The 17,326-nt window shown below is 40.3% G+C and carries 30 protein-coding genes; all 30 read left to right on the top strand.

Annotated features, from left to right (window positions below; all coding sequences use genetic code 11):
* Nucleotides 1–117 precede the first annotated feature (117 nt).
* Entirely contained in the window at nt 118–963 is an 846-nt protein-coding gene (gene rplB / locus NT145_06280) for a 50S ribosomal protein L2 (GenBank protein MCX5782294.1), read from the top strand.
* A gap of 36 nt (nt 964–999) precedes the next feature.
* Complete coding sequence (rpsS, locus tag NT145_06285) at nt 1,000–1,287, top strand: 30S ribosomal protein S19 (protein MCX5782295.1); 288 nt, start codon at nt 1,000–1,002, stop codon at nt 1,285–1,287.
* A 45-nt stretch (nt 1,288–1,332) separates the two neighbouring features.
* Entirely contained in the window at nt 1,333–1,788 is a 456-nt protein-coding gene (gene rplV / locus NT145_06290) for a 50S ribosomal protein L22 (protein ID MCX5782296.1), read from the top strand.
* A 2-nt stretch (nt 1,789–1,790) separates the two neighbouring features.
* A complete protein-coding gene (gene rpsC, locus NT145_06295; protein MCX5782297.1) occupies nt 1,791–2,540 on the top strand; it encodes a 30S ribosomal protein S3 in 750 nt (249 codons plus the stop codon).
* A gap of 16 nt (nt 2,541–2,556) precedes the next feature.
* Nucleotides 2,557–2,970 (top strand): 50S ribosomal protein L16, encoded by a 414-nt coding sequence (rplP, locus tag NT145_06300; GenBank protein MCX5782298.1) that lies wholly within the window; start codon nt 2,557–2,559, stop codon nt 2,968–2,970.
* Between the two features lie 89 nt (nt 2,971–3,059).
* Nucleotides 3,060–3,284 (top strand): 50S ribosomal protein L29, encoded by a 225-nt coding sequence (gene rpmC / locus NT145_06305; protein MCX5782299.1) that lies wholly within the window; start codon nt 3,060–3,062, stop codon nt 3,282–3,284.
* An 18-nt stretch (nt 3,285–3,302) separates the two neighbouring features.
* The gene (gene rpsQ, locus NT145_06310) at nt 3,303–3,557 is read left to right on the top strand and encodes a 30S ribosomal protein S17 (protein MCX5782300.1); all 255 of its coding nucleotides are present in this window, start codon (nt 3,303–3,305) and stop codon (nt 3,555–3,557) included.
* 10 nt (nt 3,558–3,567) lie between these two features.
* The gene (rplN, locus tag NT145_06315) at nt 3,568–3,936 is read left to right on the top strand and encodes a 50S ribosomal protein L14 (GenBank protein ID MCX5782301.1); all 369 of its coding nucleotides are present in this window, start codon (nt 3,568–3,570) and stop codon (nt 3,934–3,936) included.
* 17 nt (nt 3,937–3,953) lie between these two features.
* Nucleotides 3,954–4,265 carry a 50S ribosomal protein L24 gene (gene rplX / locus NT145_06320; GenBank protein MCX5782302.1) on the top strand — a complete coding sequence of 104 codons (312 nt, stop codon included), beginning with the start codon at nt 3,954–3,956 and terminating at the stop codon, nt 4,263–4,265.
* 20 nt (nt 4,266–4,285) lie between these two features.
* On the top strand, nt 4,286–4,828 hold the full coding sequence (gene rplE, locus NT145_06325) for a 50S ribosomal protein L5 (protein ID MCX5782303.1): 543 nt from the start codon (nt 4,286–4,288) through the stop codon (nt 4,826–4,828).
* 119 nt (nt 4,829–4,947) lie between these two features.
* Nucleotides 4,948–5,133: a type Z 30S ribosomal protein S14 gene (locus NT145_06330; GenBank protein ID MCX5782304.1), complete on the top strand. Its 186-nt coding sequence runs from the start codon at nt 4,948–4,950 to the stop codon at nt 5,131–5,133.
* A gap of 126 nt (nt 5,134–5,259) precedes the next feature.
* Nucleotides 5,260–5,655, top strand: coding sequence for a 30S ribosomal protein S8 (rpsH, locus tag NT145_06335; protein ID MCX5782305.1), 396 nt, complete (start codon nt 5,260–5,262; stop codon nt 5,653–5,655).
* A gap of 88 nt (nt 5,656–5,743) precedes the next feature.
* Nucleotides 5,744–6,328: a 50S ribosomal protein L6 gene (rplF, locus tag NT145_06340; protein MCX5782306.1), complete on the top strand. Its 585-nt coding sequence runs from the start codon at nt 5,744–5,746 to the stop codon at nt 6,326–6,328.
* 18 nt (nt 6,329–6,346) lie between these two features.
* A complete protein-coding gene (gene rplR / locus NT145_06345; GenBank protein MCX5782307.1) occupies nt 6,347–6,706 on the top strand; it encodes a 50S ribosomal protein L18 in 360 nt (119 codons plus the stop codon).
* Nucleotides 6,707–6,808: 102 nt separating this feature from the next.
* Nucleotides 6,809–7,309 carry a 30S ribosomal protein S5 gene (gene rpsE, locus NT145_06350; GenBank protein ID MCX5782308.1) on the top strand — a complete coding sequence of 167 codons (501 nt, stop codon included), beginning with the start codon at nt 6,809–6,811 and terminating at the stop codon, nt 7,307–7,309.
* Nucleotides 7,309–7,827, top strand: a complete 519-nt coding sequence (rplO, locus tag NT145_06355) for a 50S ribosomal protein L15 (protein MCX5782309.1) — start codon at nt 7,309–7,311, stop codon at nt 7,825–7,827. The genes rpsE and rplO overlap by 1 nt, the downstream gene beginning before the upstream one ends.
* Nucleotides 7,824–9,152: a preprotein translocase subunit SecY gene (gene secY / locus NT145_06360; protein ID MCX5782310.1), complete on the top strand. Its 1,329-nt coding sequence runs from the start codon at nt 7,824–7,826 to the stop codon at nt 9,150–9,152. The genes rplO and secY overlap by 4 nt, the downstream gene beginning before the upstream one ends.
* Nucleotides 9,153–9,226: 74 nt before the next feature.
* Nucleotides 9,227–9,868 carry an adenylate kinase gene (locus tag NT145_06365; GenBank protein MCX5782311.1) on the top strand — a complete coding sequence of 214 codons (642 nt, stop codon included), beginning with the start codon at nt 9,227–9,229 and terminating at the stop codon, nt 9,866–9,868.
* Nucleotides 9,855–10,652 (top strand): type I methionyl aminopeptidase, encoded by a 798-nt coding sequence (gene map / locus NT145_06370; GenBank protein MCX5782312.1) that lies wholly within the window; start codon nt 9,855–9,857, stop codon nt 10,650–10,652. The genes NT145_06365 and map overlap by 14 nt, the downstream gene beginning before the upstream one ends.
* A 51-nt stretch (nt 10,653–10,703) precedes the next feature.
* Nucleotides 10,704–10,922, top strand: coding sequence for a translation initiation factor IF-1 (gene infA / locus NT145_06375; GenBank protein MCX5782313.1), 219 nt, complete (start codon nt 10,704–10,706; stop codon nt 10,920–10,922).
* 49 nt (nt 10,923–10,971) lie between these two features.
* Nucleotides 10,972–11,085 (top strand): 50S ribosomal protein L36, encoded by a 114-nt coding sequence (gene rpmJ, locus NT145_06380; GenBank protein MCX5782314.1) that lies wholly within the window; start codon nt 10,972–10,974, stop codon nt 11,083–11,085.
* A 112-nt stretch (nt 11,086–11,197) separates the two neighbouring features.
* Nucleotides 11,198–11,605 carry a 30S ribosomal protein S13 gene (rpsM, locus tag NT145_06385; GenBank protein ID MCX5782315.1) on the top strand — a complete coding sequence of 136 codons (408 nt, stop codon included), beginning with the start codon at nt 11,198–11,200 and terminating at the stop codon, nt 11,603–11,605.
* A gap of 35 nt (nt 11,606–11,640) precedes the next feature.
* Nucleotides 11,641–12,039 carry a 30S ribosomal protein S11 gene (gene rpsK / locus NT145_06390; protein ID MCX5782316.1) on the top strand — a complete coding sequence of 133 codons (399 nt, stop codon included), beginning with the start codon at nt 11,641–11,643 and terminating at the stop codon, nt 12,037–12,039.
* A 127-nt stretch (nt 12,040–12,166) separates the two neighbouring features.
* Complete coding sequence (gene rpsD, locus NT145_06395) at nt 12,167–12,790, top strand: 30S ribosomal protein S4 (GenBank protein MCX5782317.1); 624 nt, start codon at nt 12,167–12,169, stop codon at nt 12,788–12,790.
* A 136-nt stretch (nt 12,791–12,926) separates the two neighbouring features.
* Entirely contained in the window at nt 12,927–13,895 is a 969-nt protein-coding gene (locus tag NT145_06400; protein ID MCX5782318.1) for a DNA-directed RNA polymerase subunit alpha, read from the top strand.
* Nucleotides 13,879–14,232 carry a 50S ribosomal protein L17 gene (gene rplQ, locus NT145_06405; protein MCX5782319.1) on the top strand — a complete coding sequence of 118 codons (354 nt, stop codon included), beginning with the start codon at nt 13,879–13,881 and terminating at the stop codon, nt 14,230–14,232. The genes NT145_06400 and rplQ overlap by 17 nt, the downstream gene beginning before the upstream one ends.
* A 17-nt stretch (nt 14,233–14,249) precedes the next feature.
* Nucleotides 14,250–15,281, top strand: coding sequence for a rod shape-determining protein (locus NT145_06410; GenBank protein ID MCX5782320.1), 1,032 nt, complete (start codon nt 14,250–14,252; stop codon nt 15,279–15,281).
* Between the two features lie 79 nt (nt 15,282–15,360).
* Nucleotides 15,361–16,209 carry a rod shape-determining protein MreC gene (gene mreC, locus NT145_06415; GenBank protein ID MCX5782321.1) on the top strand — a complete coding sequence of 283 codons (849 nt, stop codon included), beginning with the start codon at nt 15,361–15,363 and terminating at the stop codon, nt 16,207–16,209.
* Nucleotides 16,206–16,715, top strand: coding sequence for a rod shape-determining protein MreD (gene mreD / locus NT145_06420; protein ID MCX5782322.1), 510 nt, complete (start codon nt 16,206–16,208; stop codon nt 16,713–16,715). Before mreC ends, mreD begins: the two co-directional genes overlap by 4 nt.
* 26 nt (nt 16,716–16,741) lie before the next feature.
* Nucleotides 16,742–17,326: hypothetical protein (locus NT145_06425; protein ID MCX5782323.1), on the top strand; the 585-nt coding region annotated here is incomplete at its 3' end.

Genomic DNA, 17,326 nt, shown 5'->3' on the forward strand with positions numbered 1-17,326 from the left:
TGAGATTTGAGATTCCGAACGAAGTGCAGTTAATTTGAAATTTGAGATTTGAGATTCCGAACGAAGTGCAGTTAATTTGAAATTTGAGATTTTAGATTCCGAACGAAGTGAGGACATATGCCGATAAAAACATTTAAACCATACACTCCCGTAAGACGTTTTATAACAGTTGAAGATTTTTCTGATCTTTCAAAGAAAAGGCCCGAAAAGTCCCTGATCATAGCATTGAAAAAGCAAGGCGGCCGGATTAATACCGGGCAAGTAATGGTGCGTCATCAGGGAGGCAGGCAAAAACGTTTCTACAGGATAATTGATTTCAAAAGAGATAAAATAAATATGGCAGCAAAGGTTATAGCTATTGAATACGATCCGAACAGGTCTTCAAGAATCGCTTTGCTCCAATATTCTGACGGAGAAAAAAGATATATCTTGCAGCCCGTGGGGTTAAAAGCAGGGGATGAAGTTGCTTCGGGAAAGGATGCGGAAGTAGCAGTCGGCAATGCTTTACCGCTTAAAAATATTCCGGTAGGCACATTTATACATAATTTGGAAATGGTTCCGGGAAAAGGCGGACAGCTTGTGCGGTCTGCCGGTTCTAGCGCCCAGCTGCTCGCAAAAGAAGGAGACTATGCGCATATCAGGATGCCATCAAGCGAAATAAGGCTTATTTCGGTAAAGTGTTTTGCGACAATTGGGCAGGTGGGAAACATAGACCATGAAAATGTAACTCTTGGTTCTGCTGGAAGAAGCCGTCACAAAGGAATTAGGCCTACGGTCAGAGGAACTGCCATGAATGCGGTGGACCATCCTCACGGAGGCGGAAGAGGAAAATCAAAAGGAAACAATCAACCAAGAAGCCCATGGAACCAGCCGGCAAAAGGATATAAGACTAAATCAAAAAAAGTTTCTGACTGGATGATTATCAGAAGACGCGGAAAAACTGTAACAGAAGCAAATGCCTAATATTAATTTAAAATATGAATTTGTTTCGGAGGAATTATGAGTCGTTCAACAAAAAAAGGCCCTTATGTTGATGAAAAACTGCTTAAAAAAATGCAGGTTTTAAATCAAACTAAAGAGAAAAAAGTCATAAAAACTTGGGCAAGAAGATCTACTATTACTCCGGATTTTGTGGGACACACAATAGCGATTCATAACGGCAAAAAATTCATACCCATTTATATATCCGAGCAGATGGTAGGACATAAGCTGGGCGAATTTGCGCCTACAAGATTTTTTAGAGGACACGGAATGGCACATACTAAGGGAATAGCAGACCTGACATAACTAAGAATTTCAAATTTCAGATCTCAAATTGGACGAAAAGAGGAAATGATGGAAGCGATAGCAAGGGCAAATTTTCAAAGATATGCCCCAAGAAAGGTAAATCAGGTTTTAAGCCTTATAAGGAAAAAACCAGTTGAAAAAGCTTTTGAAATATTATCTTTTACTCCGAAAGTGACTTCAGAGTTAATTTTCAAAACCTTAAGAAGCGCCGTGGCAAACTCAGGGCACCTTAAGAATATGAGCCATCTGAGCGTCAAAGAATGCTGGGTGGGGCAAGGGCCGGTTTTGAAAAGAATGAGGCCCGGGCCTATGGGCAGAGGAATGCCTTATAGAAGAAAAATGTGCCATTTGACAATGGTTGTAACGGATGCTTTGCCGATTGAAAGAAAATTAAAAGGAAAAAAAGAGGCAGCGCCTATTAAAGAAGAAATAAAACCGGCAAAAATATCAAAAGAAACGAAAAATACAAAAGAAAAAGATAAAGGAAAACTTAAGAGGTAATCATGGGGCAGAAAATTCATCCTAAAAGTGTGCGCTTGGGCTATATTGAAGACTGGAACTCAAAATGGTTCAATCTTAAAGAGATGCCGGATTTTATTGAAGAAGATCAAAAAATAAAGGGATATCTTAAAGACAAACTCCGCTTGGCAGCGGTTTCAAAAATCGTCATTGAACGAGCCGGTAAATATGTCAGAGTTAACATATATACGGCCCGGCCCGGAATCGTTATAGGCAAGGGTGGACAGGAAATAGAGAATCTCCGTTCTGATGTTGAGCAAATGACTACCAGAAAAGTTTTTGTTAATGTTATAGAAATAAAAAAACCGGAAATTGATTCTCAGTTGGTTGCTGAGAGTATTGCATTACAGCTTGAAAAAAGAATAGCTTTCAGAAGGGCGATGAAGAAAGCCATTGAAAAAGCTATGCAGAGCGGTGCGAAAGGAATAAAGGTTCAGGTTGGCGGCAGGCTTGGCGGAGCTGAAATTGCCAGAAGAGAATGGCTCAGGGAAGGGAGAATTCCTCTTCAGACTTTTAGGGCTGATATAGATTATGGTTTTGCCGAAGCCTTTACCACAATGGGGCAGATCGGCGTAAAAGTGTGGATATTTAAAAAAGAACTTTTCAAAAAGACTGAAAAAGAACTTATGGAAGAGGCAAAGGTTATTGATAATGTCAAAGTAGCGGATATTGAGCCTGCAACCGAAGTCAAAGAAGAAATAATTCCGGAAAAAGGGACGGAAACAAAAGAATAGTAGCCTAGGAAAAAATATGTTAATGCCTAAAAGAGTAAAATATAGAAAACAACAGCGGGGACGGATGAAAGGGTATTCCAAGGGCGGAACCTCTCTGGCGTTCGGAAAATACGGCCTTCAGGCGTTGGAACCGGCGTGGATCAAAAGTAATCAGATTGAAGCGGCCCGCATTGCTTTGGCAAAATTTATTAAAAAAGGCGGAAAACTCTGGGTAAGAATTTTTCCTGACAAGCCTTTCACTAAAAAACCGGCCGAAACCAGAATGGGAAAGGGAAAAGGAGACGTTCAGTGGTGGGTCGCTGTAGTTAAACCCGGCAGAATTATGTTTGAGCTTGAAGGGGTAAGCGTTGAAGACGCAAAAAAGGCAATGATGCTTGCAGCGCACAAACTCCCGATTAAAACAAAATTTGTAATGAGGCAGGAAATATGAAGCTTCCACGAGTTTGCACTCGTGGTATTCTTCATAGCTTCGGCGAAATCCCTGCCCGCCGGCAGGCGCGGTGCAAAGGCGGATAAACTATGAAATCAAGAAATTGGCTGGAGATTAAAAGTATGTCTCCTTTAGAACTTTCGGCTAAACTAAGAGATAGTCAAGATAAACTTTTTCGTCTTAGGTTCAGGCATTCGTCTACACCGGTTAAAAATGCCATTGAAATAAGAGACTTAAGAAGGATCATAGCAAAAACTAAAACTTTAATGAGAGAAAATGAAATTCGTTCTGCGGAACAAAGTCAGTCAAAATAATTTATAGGAAGGAATGGCATGGAAAGAACAAAAAGAAAACTAAAAACGGGGATAGTAACCAGCGACAAAAGCAATAAAACTCGGATAGTTGAAGTTTCAAGAAGTTTTAGGCATCCTTTCTACGACAAGGTGCTAAAGCGCGATGCAAAATATTATGTTCATGACGAAAAAAACGAATCTCATACGGGCGATCAGGTGAAGATTGCCGAAACTCGTCCGCTGTCAAAACTTAAAAGATGGAGACTGTTGGAAGTTATTCAAAAAGCAAAGTAGAGGCTGATAAATGATACAGGAAAGGTCTATTTTAAACGTAGCAGATAACTCGGGCGCCAAAAAAATTCGCTGCTTCAGGGTTTTGAAAGGAATGAGGCGCCGGTATGCCGGGCTTGGCGATCTTATAGTTGCTTCCGTGCAGTCTGCAATTCCTCAGGGCGGCCTAAAAAAGGGTGAAGTTGTAAAAGCCGTGATTGTAAGAACGGTTAAGGAATCAAGAAGGGCGGACGGGACATATATTAAATTTGATGACAATGCCGCGGTAATTATTGATGATGAAGGAGAACCGAAAGGAACACGTATTTTTGGCCCCGTTGCAAGAGAGTTGAGGGAGAAAAATTTTATTAAAATAATTTCGTTAGCGCCTGAAGTTTTATAATAGGAAGGGAAAATATTATGCTTCATATAAAGAAAAAAGATAAAGTTGTAATTATATCGGGAAAAGACAAAGGAAAACGCGGCGAGGTTTTGAAGGTTTTTCCTGACGAAAGCCGTCTTATAGTTGCTAAAATAAATTTTGTTAAACGCCACACCAAACCAACACAGACGGATCCGGGAGGAATAAGGGAAAAGGAATCACCCATAAATATTTCAAAGGTTCAGCTTCTTTGCCCGAAATGTAACCAGCCGAACAGGCCGAAATTTGACAGGCTTTCGGACGGCAAAAAGATCAGACTATGCCGCAGATGCGGTGAAATGATAGTATAATTTTAAGGAAAATTCACATGATGCCAAGATCAAAAGAAGGATATCAAAAAACGATTGCGCCCGAATTGGTTAAAAAATTTAATTTGGAAAATTTTAATCAGGTTCCGAAGCTGGAGAAAATAGTTGTAAATATCGGTGTTGGCGAGGCCAAAGAAAATATTAAGGCTTTGGATGTCGCTGCCGCAGAACTTTCGGCTATTACCGGTCAAAAACCCAAAGTTTGCCGCGCGAAGAAAGCAATTTCAAATTTTAAAATAAGGCAGGGAATGCCTATCGGAATCAAGGTGACTTTAAGAGGAAACAGGATGTATGAGTTTTTTGACAGGCTCGTAAATATTGCTATTCCCAGAATTAGAGATTTTCGCGGTATTGAGCCGAATGCATTTGACGGTCAGGGCAATTACAATTTGGGGCTTGAAGAGCAGTACGTGTTTCCTGAAGTCAGCGTTGAAAAATCAGATAAGGCGCGCGGAATGAATATTACTATAGTAACTTCAACAAAAAATAATGAACAGGCAAGAGAACTGTTAACTCTGATGGGGATGCCGTTCAAGAAAAGATAATAAAAAGACAGCGGTAAGTGGTAAGGGGTAAGGATTAAGTAAAAACAGCGTAAAGAGATTTAAAGCAGTTAACTTAATTCTTACCACTTATCCCTTATCACTGAAGTAGGAGAAAATAAATGTCAACTTTAGCCGCAATGGCCAAAATGAGAAAACCTCTAAAATACGAAACAAAGTATAGGAATCGTTGCCGTTTGTGCGGAAGGGCAAGGGGTTTTTATAGAGATTTCGGCCTATGCAGAATCTGTTTTAGAAAACTTGCCCACATGGGAGAAATCCCGGGAGTTACAAAATCAAGCTGGTAACTTAGAGATAGTGGTAAGTTGTAAGTGTTAAGGGGTAAGTTAAAGACTCGAAAAGATTTTGAAGTTAACTTATCACTTACCACTTACCACTTATCCCTTACCCCTGAAGTTAAGAGAGGTTAAAGAATGCTTACTGATCCAATAAGCGACATGCTAACTAGAATTAGAAACGCCAACAGCAAATTGTTTGAGAAAGTTGATATACCTTCTTCTACGATTAAAGTTGAAATTGCAAAAATTCTTAAAGAAGAAGGCTATATCTCAAATTACAAAAATATGGAAGACCATAAACAGGGAATCCTAAGGGTTTATCTTAAATATACTTCAGAAGGCAAAAAGGTTTTGCAAGGCATAAAAAGAATTTCTCGCCCGGGTTTAAAAGTTTATAAAAAATGCGAAAATATACCAAAGGTTTCGGGTGGAATGGGAGTGGCCATCATTTCAACTTCCAAGGGTCTAATGACGGACAGAAAGGCCCGAATAGAAAAAATGGGCGGGGAAATACTCGCTTATGCCTGGTAGTAGAGACAGGTTAAGAGTAATACAAGGTTAAGGTTAAGAAAAACTAAAGACTCTCTCAGCCTCAACCTGATTTGAACCGAGGTAAATTATGAGCAGGCTAGGAAAAAAACCATTACAATTACCGAATAAAGTAAAGGTAGAATTTAAAAATAGTTTACTTGAAATAGACGGTCCTTTAGGAAAACTTATACAGCCTATTGATAAACGTGTGGCAGTTAAAGTTGAAGGAAACAACATTTTTTTCAGTATTTCAAATAACGAAAGAGAAGACAATATGCTTCACGGTTTAATTAGGGGCTTGGTAAAAAATGCTTTTGAAGGAGTAACTAAAGGTTTTAAAAAAAATCTTGAAATTCACGGTCTTGGTTTTAAAGCTGCGGTTGAAGGCAACAATATCACCATGACATTGGGATTTTCTCATCCGGTTACTGTGCCCATACCGGAAGGAATAAAGATAGCGGTTGAGAAAAATACTCTCGTATCAGTTTCTGGAATTGACAAGGCTTTGGTTGGTGAATTTGCCGCATCATTGAGAGACATAAGAAAACCCGAACCGTATAAAGGCACAGGCATAAGATATGCCGGTGAACATATAATTAAAAAAGCTGGAAAAACTGCGGCTGTTGGTGCTGCCGCTGCAGTCGGCAGTAGTGGCGGCGGGGCTAAGAAATAATCTTAACGAGGATAGTTAATGAAAAAAGCAAAAATACGGTTTAATTTTCGCAAGGAAAGAGTTAGAAAAAAAATTTCAGGAACAAAGGAACGTCCCAGGTTAAGCGTGTACCGCGGCCATAAACATATTTACGCCCAGCTTATTGACGATGAAAAAGGCCATACTCTTGCCTTTGTTTCCACGCTTTCACCCGAACTTAAATCAAAACTTAAAGTAACTGACACGATCCCGGCTGCGAAAGCCGTAGGGCTGGCAATTGCAAAACTTGCGCAAGACAAGGGAATAAAAAAAGTAGTTTTTGACCGCCGAGGGTTTGCATATATGGGGAGAATAAAAGCGCTGGCTGATGCGGCCAGAGAGGGCGGCCTTGAGTTCTAGACAGACAGGTTGAGAATGAAACAGGTTTAGGTTAAGAAAGTCCGAAGTTGTTTTTAACCTCAGCCTTAACCTGACTTATACTGCAGTATTAGGGAGGTTGTTTTGGCAGAAGAAATTAAATCACAGCAAGAAAGTTCTTACAAAGAAACCGTCGTTGCCGTCAACAGGGTGGCAAAAGTTGTAAAAGGCGGAAAAAGATTTTCATTTAATGCCTTAGTTGTTGTTGGTGACGGTGCAGGCAAAGTCGGATGCGGTTTGGGAAAGGCAAACGAAGTTCAGGGAGCTATAAAAAAAGGAAGCTCCAGGGCTTCTAAAAATATGATTTCAATTCGTCTTAAGGGAAATACAATTCCTCATGAAATTATAGGCGAGTCCGGTTCTGGCAGGGTTTTATTAAAACCGGCGGCTCCTGGGACGGGAGTTATTGCTGGCGGAGCTGTAAGAGCTGTGCTTGAAGCCGTAGGCGTAAAAGATATTCTTACTAAATCCCTTCGTTCGTCAAATCCTTTTAATGTGGTTTATGCAACGTTGGATGGGTTAAAAAATCTTCGCACAATAGAAGATGTTGCAAAACTTAGAGATAAAGAGGTTTCGCAGATATGATAGGACTCCAAAATTTAAAACCGGCACAGGGTTCAAAACACAGAAGAAAAATTATAGGCCGCGGGGAAGGTTCGGGGCACGGGGGATCGTCAACTCGCGGAAGAAAAGGGCAAAAGGCTCGTTCTGGCGACGGCAAAATGGTAGGTTTTGAAGGCGGCCAGATGCCTCTTTTAAGGCGCATACCGAAACGGGGTTTTACTAATAGGTTCCGAAAAGAATATGAAATCGTAAATATCGGCAGGATAAACGATGTTTTTAATTCCGGTGACGAAATCACAGTAGAGAAAATGATAGAAAAGGGTTTAATCAAAAAAGGCTCTCTTGTAAAAATTCTTGGCGATGGAGAAATAAACAAAGCGCTGAATATTAAAGCGAGCGCGTTTTCAAAATCAGCGATAGACAAAATCAAAAAATCTGGCGGTTCAGCAGAAACTATACAAGTGGTAACCGTCAGTCAGACACTGGCGAAAGCTAAAAAAGAGAAAAAGATACCGTTCCCGAAAACTGAAAAAACATGATAAAAACATTTACAGACATATTCAAAGTTCCCGAGCTTAAAAGAAGAGTTCTTTTTACACTTGCAATAATTGCTGCATACAGGCTCGGAGCAGCGATTCCTATACCAGGAGTAAACGCGGCGGCTTTAAAATCTTTATTTGACGCGCATGCAAATTCTCTCCTTGGATTTATGGATATGTTTTCAGGCGGCGCGTTAAACAGGATGTCCATTTTTGCAATGGGAATAATGCCCTACATAAACTCATCAATTATTATGAGTCTTATGCAAGGCGCTCACGTTATTCCTTATCTTGACCGCCTGGCAAAGGAAGGGGAACTCGGCAAAAGAAAATTAAGCCAGATAACCCGTTACGGAACTTTGATTCTTGGAGCGATACAGTCTTTCGGGCTTACAATGGCAATAAGCAAAATGCCCACTCCTTCAGGGCTGCCTATTGTTGACAATCCCACTACAATGTGGATTTTTATAACGGTCTTGACTCTGGTAACAGGCACAGTTTTCATAATGTGGATGGGAGAACAAATAACTGAACGAGGCGTCGGCAACGGTATTTCTTTAGTTATTTTTGCAGGCATAGTTGACCGATTTCCGGCTGCAACCAAGAATTTAATCCGCTTGGTCAGGCTTGAAGAAATGTCTATTTTAACCGCAATTTTATTAGTCGGTCTTGTAATTGCGGTAACAACAGCAGTAGTATGGGTTGAAACAGCTCAGAGAAAAATTCCCGTACAATATGCCAAGCGTATGGTAGGAAGAAAAATGTACGGAGGATCAACCACATTTCTTCCGATAAAAGTTGACCAGTCGGGAGTTATTGCCGTCATCTTTGCAGTTTCCATTCTTTCGGCACCGCTTACGGTTGCGCAGTTTTTCCCTACTTCGGCATGGGCGAAAACCATAAATAGCTGGTTTAATTACGGTTCAACCTTGTATAATTTAATATACGCTTCATTGGTTATATTTTTCTGCTATTTTTATAATTCCATTGCTTTCAGCCCTAAAGACTTGGCTGAAAATATGAAGAAATCCGGAGGTTTTATTCCGGGCATAAGGCCTGGCGACTCCACATCGCAGTATATACAGAAAATTCTTGAAAGAATAACACTTGGCGGGGCATTATTCGTAGCGGCCATTGCGGTTCTTCCGGATTATTTAAGAAGCCTTCTCAACGCGCCGTTTTTATTCGGAGGAACATCGCTTCTAATCGTCGTGGGTGTTGCTTTGGATACAATCGGACAAATTGAATCGCATCTTATTATGCGGCACTACGAAGGTTTTGTAAAAGACGGGCGCATAAAAGGGCGATGGTTTAATATAAAATAAAGGCGTCCACGAGTTCACGAGTTGACGAGGTAAAAACCTTAGAAATATTCTTGAACACGTGAACACGTAAACTCATGAACATTATTTTGTTAGGGCCGCCGGGGGCAGGAAAAGGAACCCAGGCTAAACTAATAGCTTCAAAATATAAAATACCCCATATTTCCACGGGGGATATGTTCCGCGAAACAGCAGCCAGCGGTTCGGAGCTCGGTACAAAGTTACAGGGTTTTATGTCAAAGGGGGCGCTTGTCCCAGATGAGCTGGTCATTGAAATTGTAAAGAATAGATTTTTAAAAGAAGATTGCGCAAAAGGTTTTTTGCTTGACGGTTTTCCAAGGACTGTAGTTCAGGCGCAAAATCTTGATAAAATTCTATTAGAAAAAAAGACAAAAATTGATCATGTTATTTCTTTATCTTTAAGTGATGAAGAAGTAATCAAAAGACTTTCTTCAAGAAGAGTCTGTCGTGTATGCGGGGCGCCTTATAATATATTGACTCAAAAGCCGAAAGTAGACGGGGTATGCGACAAGTGTTTCGGCAAAGTCATTCAGCGCTCGGATGATAATCCCGAGACTATTAAGCAGCGTTTGAAAGTTTATAATGACCAGACAACTCCTTTAATTTCTTATTACAAAAAGACATGCGTGTTGTTTGAGGCAGATGGCTCAGGCACAGTAGAAGAGGTTTTTAAAAGAATTTGTGATTTCATCAGATAATAAAAATTCTGAAGACGTTTCCAATAAAAAGCAGGTCATTGAATTAAAAAGCAGCAGTGAGATAAAAATTTTGCGCAAAGCAGGGCAGTTCGTAGCGCAAGTTCTGGATGTTATAGGCAAGGCCGTTCAGTCTGAAATAACTACAAAATATTTAGATGATTTAGCAGAAAAAGAAATACGTTCTTTGGGACTAAAACCGGCTTTTCTCGGATACCGAGGTTTTCCAGCCGTGACCTGCATTTCAATAAATGACGAGTTAGTGCACGGTATTCCGAGCAAAAAAAGGATTCTTAAAGAAGGCGATATCGTAAGCATTGATCTGGGCATCATTTATGAAGGTTTTTACGGCGATATGGCGGCAACTTTTCCGGTGGGAAAAATATCGCAGGATGCTCAAAAGCTTTTGGATGTGACGAAAGAATCGCTGAATAAAGCCATAGAACAAGTTAAGGAAGGAAAAAGGTTGGGAGATCTTTCCTGGGCTGTTCAAAACTTTGTAGAAAACTCCGGGTTCTCAGTTATAAGGGATTATGTTGGACACGGAATCGGGCGAAAACTGCATGAAGAACCGTCAGTGCCGAATTTCGGGAAACCAAGCAGCGGCCCACGATTTAATAAAGGTTTAGTTATAGCGATTGAACCCATGGTAAGCGCCGGCGACTGGCAGGTAAAAACATTGGATGACGGCTGGACCGTAGTTACGGAAGACGGAAAACTGTGCGCTCATTTTGAGCATATGGTTGCTCTTACCGAAAAAGGCGCAGAAATACTGACGAGTCTGTGATCTCAAATTTGAGATTTGCCCGCCGCGGCGGGCCGAACGAAGTGAGGACAAATGACAAAAGAAGAAAAGATACTTGTTGAAGGAAAAATACTGGAAGCGTTACCTAATGCAATGTTTAAAGTTAAGCTTGAAAATGGTCACGTTGTTTTAGCTCATATATGCGGAAAAATGAGGATGAACTATATAAAAATTTTGGCTGGGGATAAAGTTAGAGTTGAGTTGTCCCCGTATGATTTAACACGAGGAAGAATAATCTATAGGGAAAAATAGGACCAATTTGAAATTTGAGATTTGAGATTCCGAGCGAAGCGAGGATGAAATGAAAGTAAGAGCATCGGTAAAACCAATTTGTCAGAAATGCAGAGTTATAAAAAGAAAAGGCGTAGTAAGGGTAACTTGTTCTGATCCCAGGCACAAACAGCGCCAAGGCTAGAATAGCGGATAGCACATAGCGTATAGCGGATAGTTAGTAAATATTGAATTTTCTTTGATTTTCTATACGCTAAACGCTCTACGCTCTACGCTAAAATCGGAGGTTTTAAGATATGGCACGTGTAGCAGGAATTGATTTACCTAAAGCAAAAAGAGTGGATATAGCGTTAAGATATGTTTACGGGATAGGCCCTTTTCTGAGTGCTGTTGTTTTAAAAGAGGCAGAAGTAGATCCCGCAAAGAGAGTAAAGGATCTCACTGAAGAAGAAGTGAACAAGATCAGCTCCATTATTTCAAAAAGCTATAAAGTTGAGGGAGATTTAAGACGAGAAGTTCAATCAAATATACGGCGCTTAATTGATATTGGCTCGTACAGAGGATTTAGGCATCGCAGAAATCTTCCGGTACGCGGTCAAAGAACCAAAACAAATGCCCGCACGCGGCGAGGAAAACGTAAAACCGTTGGTTCAGGGCGTAAAACTGCAGAAAAAAAAGGAATTAAAGAAGCGGCAAAAGAATAAATTTCAGATAAAAATTTCACGGAGGAATAATTTTCATGACGGAAGAAAAAAAGGCGCCTGTTGCTCATAAAAGAAAGATAAGGTTTGGCGGGGGGGTGGCAAAAGCCTATATACAATCTTCATTCAATAATACAATTGTAACAATTACGGATGAAAAAGGTTCTACCCTTGTTTGGGCGACCGCCGGTTCAAGCGGATTTAAAGGCACAAAGAAAGGGACTCCGTTTGCGGCTCAATTGACCGCTTCAAATGCAGCAAGAAAAGCGCTTGATGGCGGCGTAAAACAGGTAACCGTATTGGTTAACGGACCCGGACCCGGCAGAGAAACCGCAATCCGCGGTCTTCAGGCAGCAGGACTTGTTATTACAAGCATCAAAGATATAACACCGGTGCCGCACGATGGGTGCCGGCCGCCGAAAGCACGACGCGTATAAAATACTAACGGCGTTCAAGAGTTCACTAGTTCATAAGTTCACGAGTTAAAGGAAAAGACTTTAAAGAATGTGAAAATCCGTGAACACGTAAACTCGTGAACCCGTGAACATAGTTAGGAGGAAATAGATGTCAAGGTATTTAGGTTCAGTATGTAAAAATTGCCGAAGGGAAGGCGAAAAACTTTTCCTAAAAGGGGAACGTTGCTTAACAAAATGCACCCTTGATAGAAAGCGGGGGAAAAATGCTCCGGGCCAGCATGGCGCTCGAAGAGTAAAAGAATCAAATTATGCGCACCATTTAAGAGAGAAGCAAAAAGCCCGGCGAATATACGGATTGACGGAAGAACAATTTCGCCACTATTTCCATCGCGCAGAACGGATGAAAGGTTTGACAGGAGAAAATCTTCTGAAACTTTTGGAACTAAGGCTTGATAATATAGTATACAGGCTGGGGATCGCGCTTTCAAGAAAATTGTCCAGGCAGCTGGTTGGCCACGGACAAATATTGATAAATAATAGAAGAATAAACCTTCCTGGTTATCAAGTAAAAGTTGGCGATAAGATATCTTTGGACGAAAAGTTGAGGGAAAATGTTTTTATCAAGAAAGCGCTTGAGCGCAGCGAAAGATTTCCTTCCTGGCTTTCGTTTGATAAAGAAAAGATTACAGGTTCAATTTTGAATTTACCTGGAATTGACGAGTTTTCTCACCCGATAGATAGCCAATTGATCGTTGAATTATATTCAAAATAATAATAGCGGATAGCGGATAGCGTGGAGCGTATAGGAAAGGCGAAGACAAATACTAATAAAATGCAGGTGCCGATGTTTTTGTTTATTCTATACGCTATACGCTGTACGCTAGACGCTAATAATGTGAGGTTTTAGAATGAAAACACCAGAGTTAGAAAAGTTACGCAGGATTACCGTTGATGAAAAAACATCCATGCCTACCTATGCAAGGTTTACGGCAGAACCCTTTGAACGGGGTTATGGCCACACAATAGGAAGCGCTCTTACCAGAATTCTTCTTTCAAGTATTGAGGGGTCTGCAATTTCTTCAGTACGAATCAAAGGGGCGCTCCATGAGTTTGCCGTATTAAAAGGAGTGAAGGAAGATGTTGCGACCATTATACTGAATCTTAAAAAAATAAGGTTAAAAATGTTTTCCGGAGACAAAGAAACAATTTATCTTAAAGTAAAAAAAGAAGGGCCTGTAACAGCGAAAAATATTGAACCTAATGCTAATATAGAAATCCTTAATCCCGATCAGATCATTGCTAATCTTGATTACGGAACATCTCTTGAGATGGAAATGGAAGTGACCCGTGGAAAAGGATACGTTCTAGCGGATGAGAATAAGTCAGGGAAAGGATCTGCAAACACTATACTCTTAGATACGCTTTTTTCGCCGATATGGAAAGTAAATTATGAAGTTGAAAATACCAGAGTGGAACAAATAACTGATTACGATAAACTAATAATTGAAATATGGACGGACGGATCCGTCGTGCCTCAGGATGCCCTCGCCTATGCATCAAAAATTCTTAGAAATTCCGTAAGTATTTTTGCTGGCCCTGAGGAAGAAGAAGTGGCCGTAAAACTTGATCCTGAACAGGAAAAAATGAAAGCATTATTTTCCCAGCCTTTGGGCATTATGGATCTTTCCGTGCGTTCTTCAAATTGCCTTATTGGGTCAGGTTTAAAAACTGTCGGAGAGTTAGTTACTAAAACGGAAGAAGAAATTATGACGTTTAAGAATTTCGGGAAAAAATCGTTGGATGAAATTAAAGACAAATTAAAAGAGATGGGGCTGTCATTGGGAATGACCGGAGAAAGAAATGATCAAGAATTATAATCATAGAAAACTTGGACGGACATCGGCGCATAGAAAAGCTGTTTTAAGAAACCTTGCTACTTCTCTTTTTCTCTATGAAAAAATAAAGACCACCTTGCCGAAAGCAAAAGAATTGATCAGATATTCCGATCGTTTAATCTCATACGCAAGGCCGAACGACTTAAATGCTAAGAAGAAGCTCGCTGCAGAGATTAAAAATGAGGAAGTAAGAAAGAAAATAAGCGAAGTTCTCGTTCCCAGATATTCAAAAAGGCCAGGGGGATATGCTAGAATATATAAAATCGGAACAAGAGCTGGTGACCGCGCAGAGATGGCTATAGTAAAGTTAATGAGTTAGTATTGGAATAGGAAAAAATGTTTAACTATCTTTTCAGCCTTTTTTCAAATGATATGGGAATTGACCTGGGAACAGCGTCAGTCCTTGTTTATGTTAAAGGCCAGGGCATTGTCTTAAGAGAACCTTCGGTCGTAGCAATTGAAAAGGGAAGCAGGCGGGTTCTAGCTATCGGTACGGAAGCTAAAAGAATGATTGGCAAAACACCGGCCAATATAATTGCTGTAAGACCTTTAAGAAATGGAGTAATTGCTGATTTTGAAGTAACGGAAAGAATGATCCGTTACTTTATCAAAAAGGTTCATAACAGAAGAAGCCTTCTTCATCCAAGAATTGTGATAGGCGTTCCTTCCGGGATAACGGAAGTTGAAAGAAGAGCTGTAAGGGAATCGGCAGAACAGGCCGGTGCCCGGGAAGTTCATCTTATTGAAGAACCGATGGCAGCAGCGATCGGGGCAAATATTCCGATTCAGGAACCGGAAGGAAATATGATTGTGGACGTTGGCGGTGGAACCACGGAAGTGGCGGTTACGTCTATGGGCGGGATGGTGGTTTCAAAATCCATTGATGTCGCAGGCGATGAAATGGACGAGGCCGTAGTACTTTATTTTAGAAGAAAATATAATCTTTTAATCGGGGAAAATACTGCAGAAGAAGTTAAAATACGAATCGGCTCGGTTTTTCCTTTGCCCGAAGAAACAAGCATGGAAGTTAAAGGGCGCGACCAGGTTACCGGGCTTCCAAAAACAGTGAGTATAACTTCGGAAGAAGTCAGAGCGGCTCTTGCCGAACCAATGAGAGCAATAATAGAAGTAATACGCAATGCCCTAGAAGAAACTCCGGCGGAATTATCCGCCGATTTAGTTGACAGGGGAATAGTCTTAGCCGGGGGGGGGTCCTTGTTAAGGGGTTTTCCTGAACTTATTACGCAAGAAACTGAATTACCCGCGAATCTTGCTGAAGATCCTTTAACGTGCGTGGTTAGGGGTGCGGGAAAGTATTTGGAAGAACTTGATCATCTTCGTACATCCCGCAAAAAGCTAATTGATTAAACTGCCGGCCGGCGCCCATCTGGAAGGGTTTCCCCGCCCAGGGCGGGGATCCGCCGGGGCGGACAATTCCCATAAAAAAATGCAAGAAGAATATCTTCCCTCTCGCCGTTCCAACCTTATTTTTATCCTGCTTATAACAATAAATCTGTTTTTCCTTACTTCACACCTTAATGTCTACGTAAAAACATTAAAATATTTTCTCTATTATATTTTTAATCCAAGCCCGTCAGTTGCCGAAAAAGTGGTTGAATCAAGCGGCAACATATTAAAAAATATCAGCGAAATAGTTAATGTTCATCAGGAAAACGCTGTCTTAAGAAAAGAAATTGAAAAATATACCTATCTTGAAAAAGATTTTTTAAATATTTCGGGAGAAAATGAAAGACTTAAAAAAATATTGAATCTAGATTTTCCTATAAAATATAAACCTATAATTGCGCGGGTGATTGAACGCGAATCCTTGAGCTGGTTTGAGTGGATAAGCATTGACAAGGGGTATGAGGATGGTTTATATTCCGATGCGCCGGTTTTAGCATGGGCCGAGGAAAGATTAGTTGCGCTTGGGAGAGTATGGGAAGTTTATAGTAGGTCCGCAAAAATAATTCTTATTACTAATGTTCTTTGTTCGTTGCCCGTTGAAATAAAAGATACGAAGGAAGACGGGCTTATAGATGGCAAGAATAATAATATATTGCGGCTTAATTATCTTTTGCCTGAAAGTTTCCTAAAACCCGGGGATGAAGTAGTTACAAGCCCTATCAGCCAGGTTTTTCCCGCAGGGATAACGGTAGGTTACGTAAAGGAAATATTTGCTCCTGTAAAAACCAGCACTCTAAAAGAAGGAACGGTAAAACCGGCATTTATTTCAAATTCTTTAAAAATGGTTGCGGTTCTTATCTCGCGGCAGAAAGAGAAAAACGCCCAATGAGAAATTTTATTATTTATTTGTTCATCTACATATTTGCTACAGTAGTTCAGTTTAGCTGGGCAAAATATTTTGTTATTTTCGGTTTGTTCCCTAATATTATTCTTTTAATACTGTTGTTTATCGGATTGACCAGAGGTTCAACAGCAGGACAGCTGTTGGGCTTTTCCCTGGGACTAACATGGGATGTGTTGTCTGTGGATTTGTTCGGCAGCCATGCGTTTTTATGTACCGTTGTAGGATATCTTTCAGGAAAACTTGCCCGCAAGTGGGATGAATCAAAAATTGCAACTCAGGTTATTATAGCAGGCTTTGCTTCTGTCTTTTTTTGGCTGGGAATTGACATAACACGTATGATTTTTGGTGAAAATGCTCCGGGCATCAGATCTGATTATATAGTTATATTTCAAATTTTCTATAACATGCTTCTGGCTCCGATTATTTTTGGCATAGCGAAATTTATCGGATATTATTTTGTCAATAAAGAAACATTTGATTCTTTTTCCTAAAATAGCGGATGAATATAGGTTAAATTATGGTATGGCAGCGGGGAGACAGGCTTAATTACGAAGATTTTTTAGAGAAATATAGAATTGTTTTTTTGTGTTTTTTAGTGCTATTTGCTATTTTGTCAGCACGGCTTTTTTATCTCCAAGTTATAAAAGGAAACTATTTTAAAAGTTTATCTGACCAGCAGCATACAAATATTGTAATTGAAAGAGCGCCTCGCGGCGAAATATATGACTCAAAAGGCGACATAATCGTAAAAAATAGAACCACTTTTGTTGTTTTGTTTTATCCTTTCACCCGAACCAATGTTCCTGCCTCGGAAATTATTTCACAGCTGGAAAAAATCATAAATAAAAAGATAAAGGTTGACATGGGGAGCGGTTTTCAAGTAGTTAAGCTTGTTGATAACCTGACAAGGAAAGAACTTTTTAAAATTCAGGAAAAACGTCTTTCTATTCCTTCAATATCGGTGCTTGAAGAACCAAAACGGGAAAGCATTTACCCCGAGGCAACATCTCATATTATCGGGTATTTAGGCGAAATTTATCCAGGCGAAATTGATAATATGGACGGAGAATACAAGCTTGGTGATTCCGTGGGACGAGGAGGG

This window comes from Elusimicrobiota bacterium, assembly GCA_026388075.1.
GTDB lineage: Bacteria > Elusimicrobiota > Endomicrobiia > Endomicrobiales > JAPLKN01 > JAPLKN01.

What these genes read in the sequence shown, in the direction of transcription:
- NT145_06410 (MCX5782320.1), top strand. Translation starts at nt 14,250, where the DNA reads ATGTTTAACTATCTTTTCAGCCTTTTTTCAAATGATATGGGAATTGAC.
- rpmC (MCX5782299.1), top strand. Translation starts at nt 3,060, where the DNA reads ATGAAATCAAGAAATTGGCTGGAGATTAAAAGTATGTCTCCTTTAGAA.
- rplV (MCX5782296.1), top strand. Translation starts at nt 1,333, where the DNA reads ATGATGGAAGCGATAGCAAGGGCAAATTTTCAAAGATATGCCCCAAGA.
- rpsC (MCX5782297.1), top strand. Translation starts at nt 1,791, where the DNA reads ATGGGGCAGAAAATTCATCCTAAAAGTGTGCGCTTGGGCTATATTGAA.
- rpsS (MCX5782295.1), top strand. Translation starts at nt 1,000, where the DNA reads ATGAGTCGTTCAACAAAAAAAGGCCCTTATGTTGATGAAAAACTGCTT.
- rpmJ (MCX5782314.1), top strand. Translation starts at nt 10,972, where the DNA reads ATGAAAGTAAGAGCATCGGTAAAACCAATTTGTCAGAAATGCAGAGTT.
- mreD (MCX5782322.1), top strand. Translation starts at nt 16,206, where the DNA reads ATGAGAAATTTTATTATTTATTTGTTCATCTACATATTTGCTACAGTA.
- rplN (MCX5782301.1), top strand. Translation starts at nt 3,568, where the DNA reads ATGATACAGGAAAGGTCTATTTTAAACGTAGCAGATAACTCGGGCGCC.
- rpsQ (MCX5782300.1), top strand. Translation starts at nt 3,303, where the DNA reads ATGGAAAGAACAAAAAGAAAACTAAAAACGGGGATAGTAACCAGCGAC.
- rpsK (MCX5782316.1), top strand. Translation starts at nt 11,641, where the DNA reads ATGACGGAAGAAAAAAAGGCGCCTGTTGCTCATAAAAGAAAGATAAGG.
- mreC (MCX5782321.1), top strand. Translation starts at nt 15,361, where the DNA reads ATGCAAGAAGAATATCTTCCCTCTCGCCGTTCCAACCTTATTTTTATC.
- rpsH (MCX5782305.1), top strand. Translation starts at nt 5,260, where the DNA reads ATGCTTACTGATCCAATAAGCGACATGCTAACTAGAATTAGAAACGCC.
- rpsM (MCX5782315.1), top strand. Translation starts at nt 11,198, where the DNA reads ATGGCACGTGTAGCAGGAATTGATTTACCTAAAGCAAAAAGAGTGGAT.
- secY (MCX5782310.1), top strand. Translation starts at nt 7,824, where the DNA reads ATGATAAAAACATTTACAGACATATTCAAAGTTCCCGAGCTTAAAAGA.
- rplQ (MCX5782319.1), top strand. Translation starts at nt 13,879, where the DNA reads ATGATCAAGAATTATAATCATAGAAAACTTGGACGGACATCGGCGCAT.
- rplF (MCX5782306.1), top strand. Translation starts at nt 5,744, where the DNA reads ATGAGCAGGCTAGGAAAAAAACCATTACAATTACCGAATAAAGTAAAG.
- rplX (MCX5782302.1), top strand. Translation starts at nt 3,954, where the DNA reads ATGCTTCATATAAAGAAAAAAGATAAAGTTGTAATTATATCGGGAAAA.
- infA (MCX5782313.1), top strand. Translation starts at nt 10,704, where the DNA reads ATGACAAAAGAAGAAAAGATACTTGTTGAAGGAAAAATACTGGAAGCG.
- NT145_06400 (MCX5782318.1), top strand. Translation starts at nt 12,927, where the DNA reads ATGAAAACACCAGAGTTAGAAAAGTTACGCAGGATTACCGTTGATGAA.
- NT145_06365 (MCX5782311.1), top strand. Translation starts at nt 9,227, where the DNA reads ATGAACATTATTTTGTTAGGGCCGCCGGGGGCAGGAAAAGGAACCCAG.
- rplB (MCX5782294.1), top strand. Translation starts at nt 118, where the DNA reads ATGCCGATAAAAACATTTAAACCATACACTCCCGTAAGACGTTTTATA.
- rplE (MCX5782303.1), top strand. Translation starts at nt 4,286, where the DNA reads ATGCCAAGATCAAAAGAAGGATATCAAAAAACGATTGCGCCCGAATTG.
- NT145_06330 (MCX5782304.1), top strand. Translation starts at nt 4,948, where the DNA reads ATGTCAACTTTAGCCGCAATGGCCAAAATGAGAAAACCTCTAAAATAC.
- rplP (MCX5782298.1), top strand. Translation starts at nt 2,557, where the DNA reads ATGTTAATGCCTAAAAGAGTAAAATATAGAAAACAACAGCGGGGACGG.
- rpsD (MCX5782317.1), top strand. Translation starts at nt 12,167, where the DNA reads ATGTCAAGGTATTTAGGTTCAGTATGTAAAAATTGCCGAAGGGAAGGC.
- rplR (MCX5782307.1), top strand. Translation starts at nt 6,347, where the DNA reads ATGAAAAAAGCAAAAATACGGTTTAATTTTCGCAAGGAAAGAGTTAGA.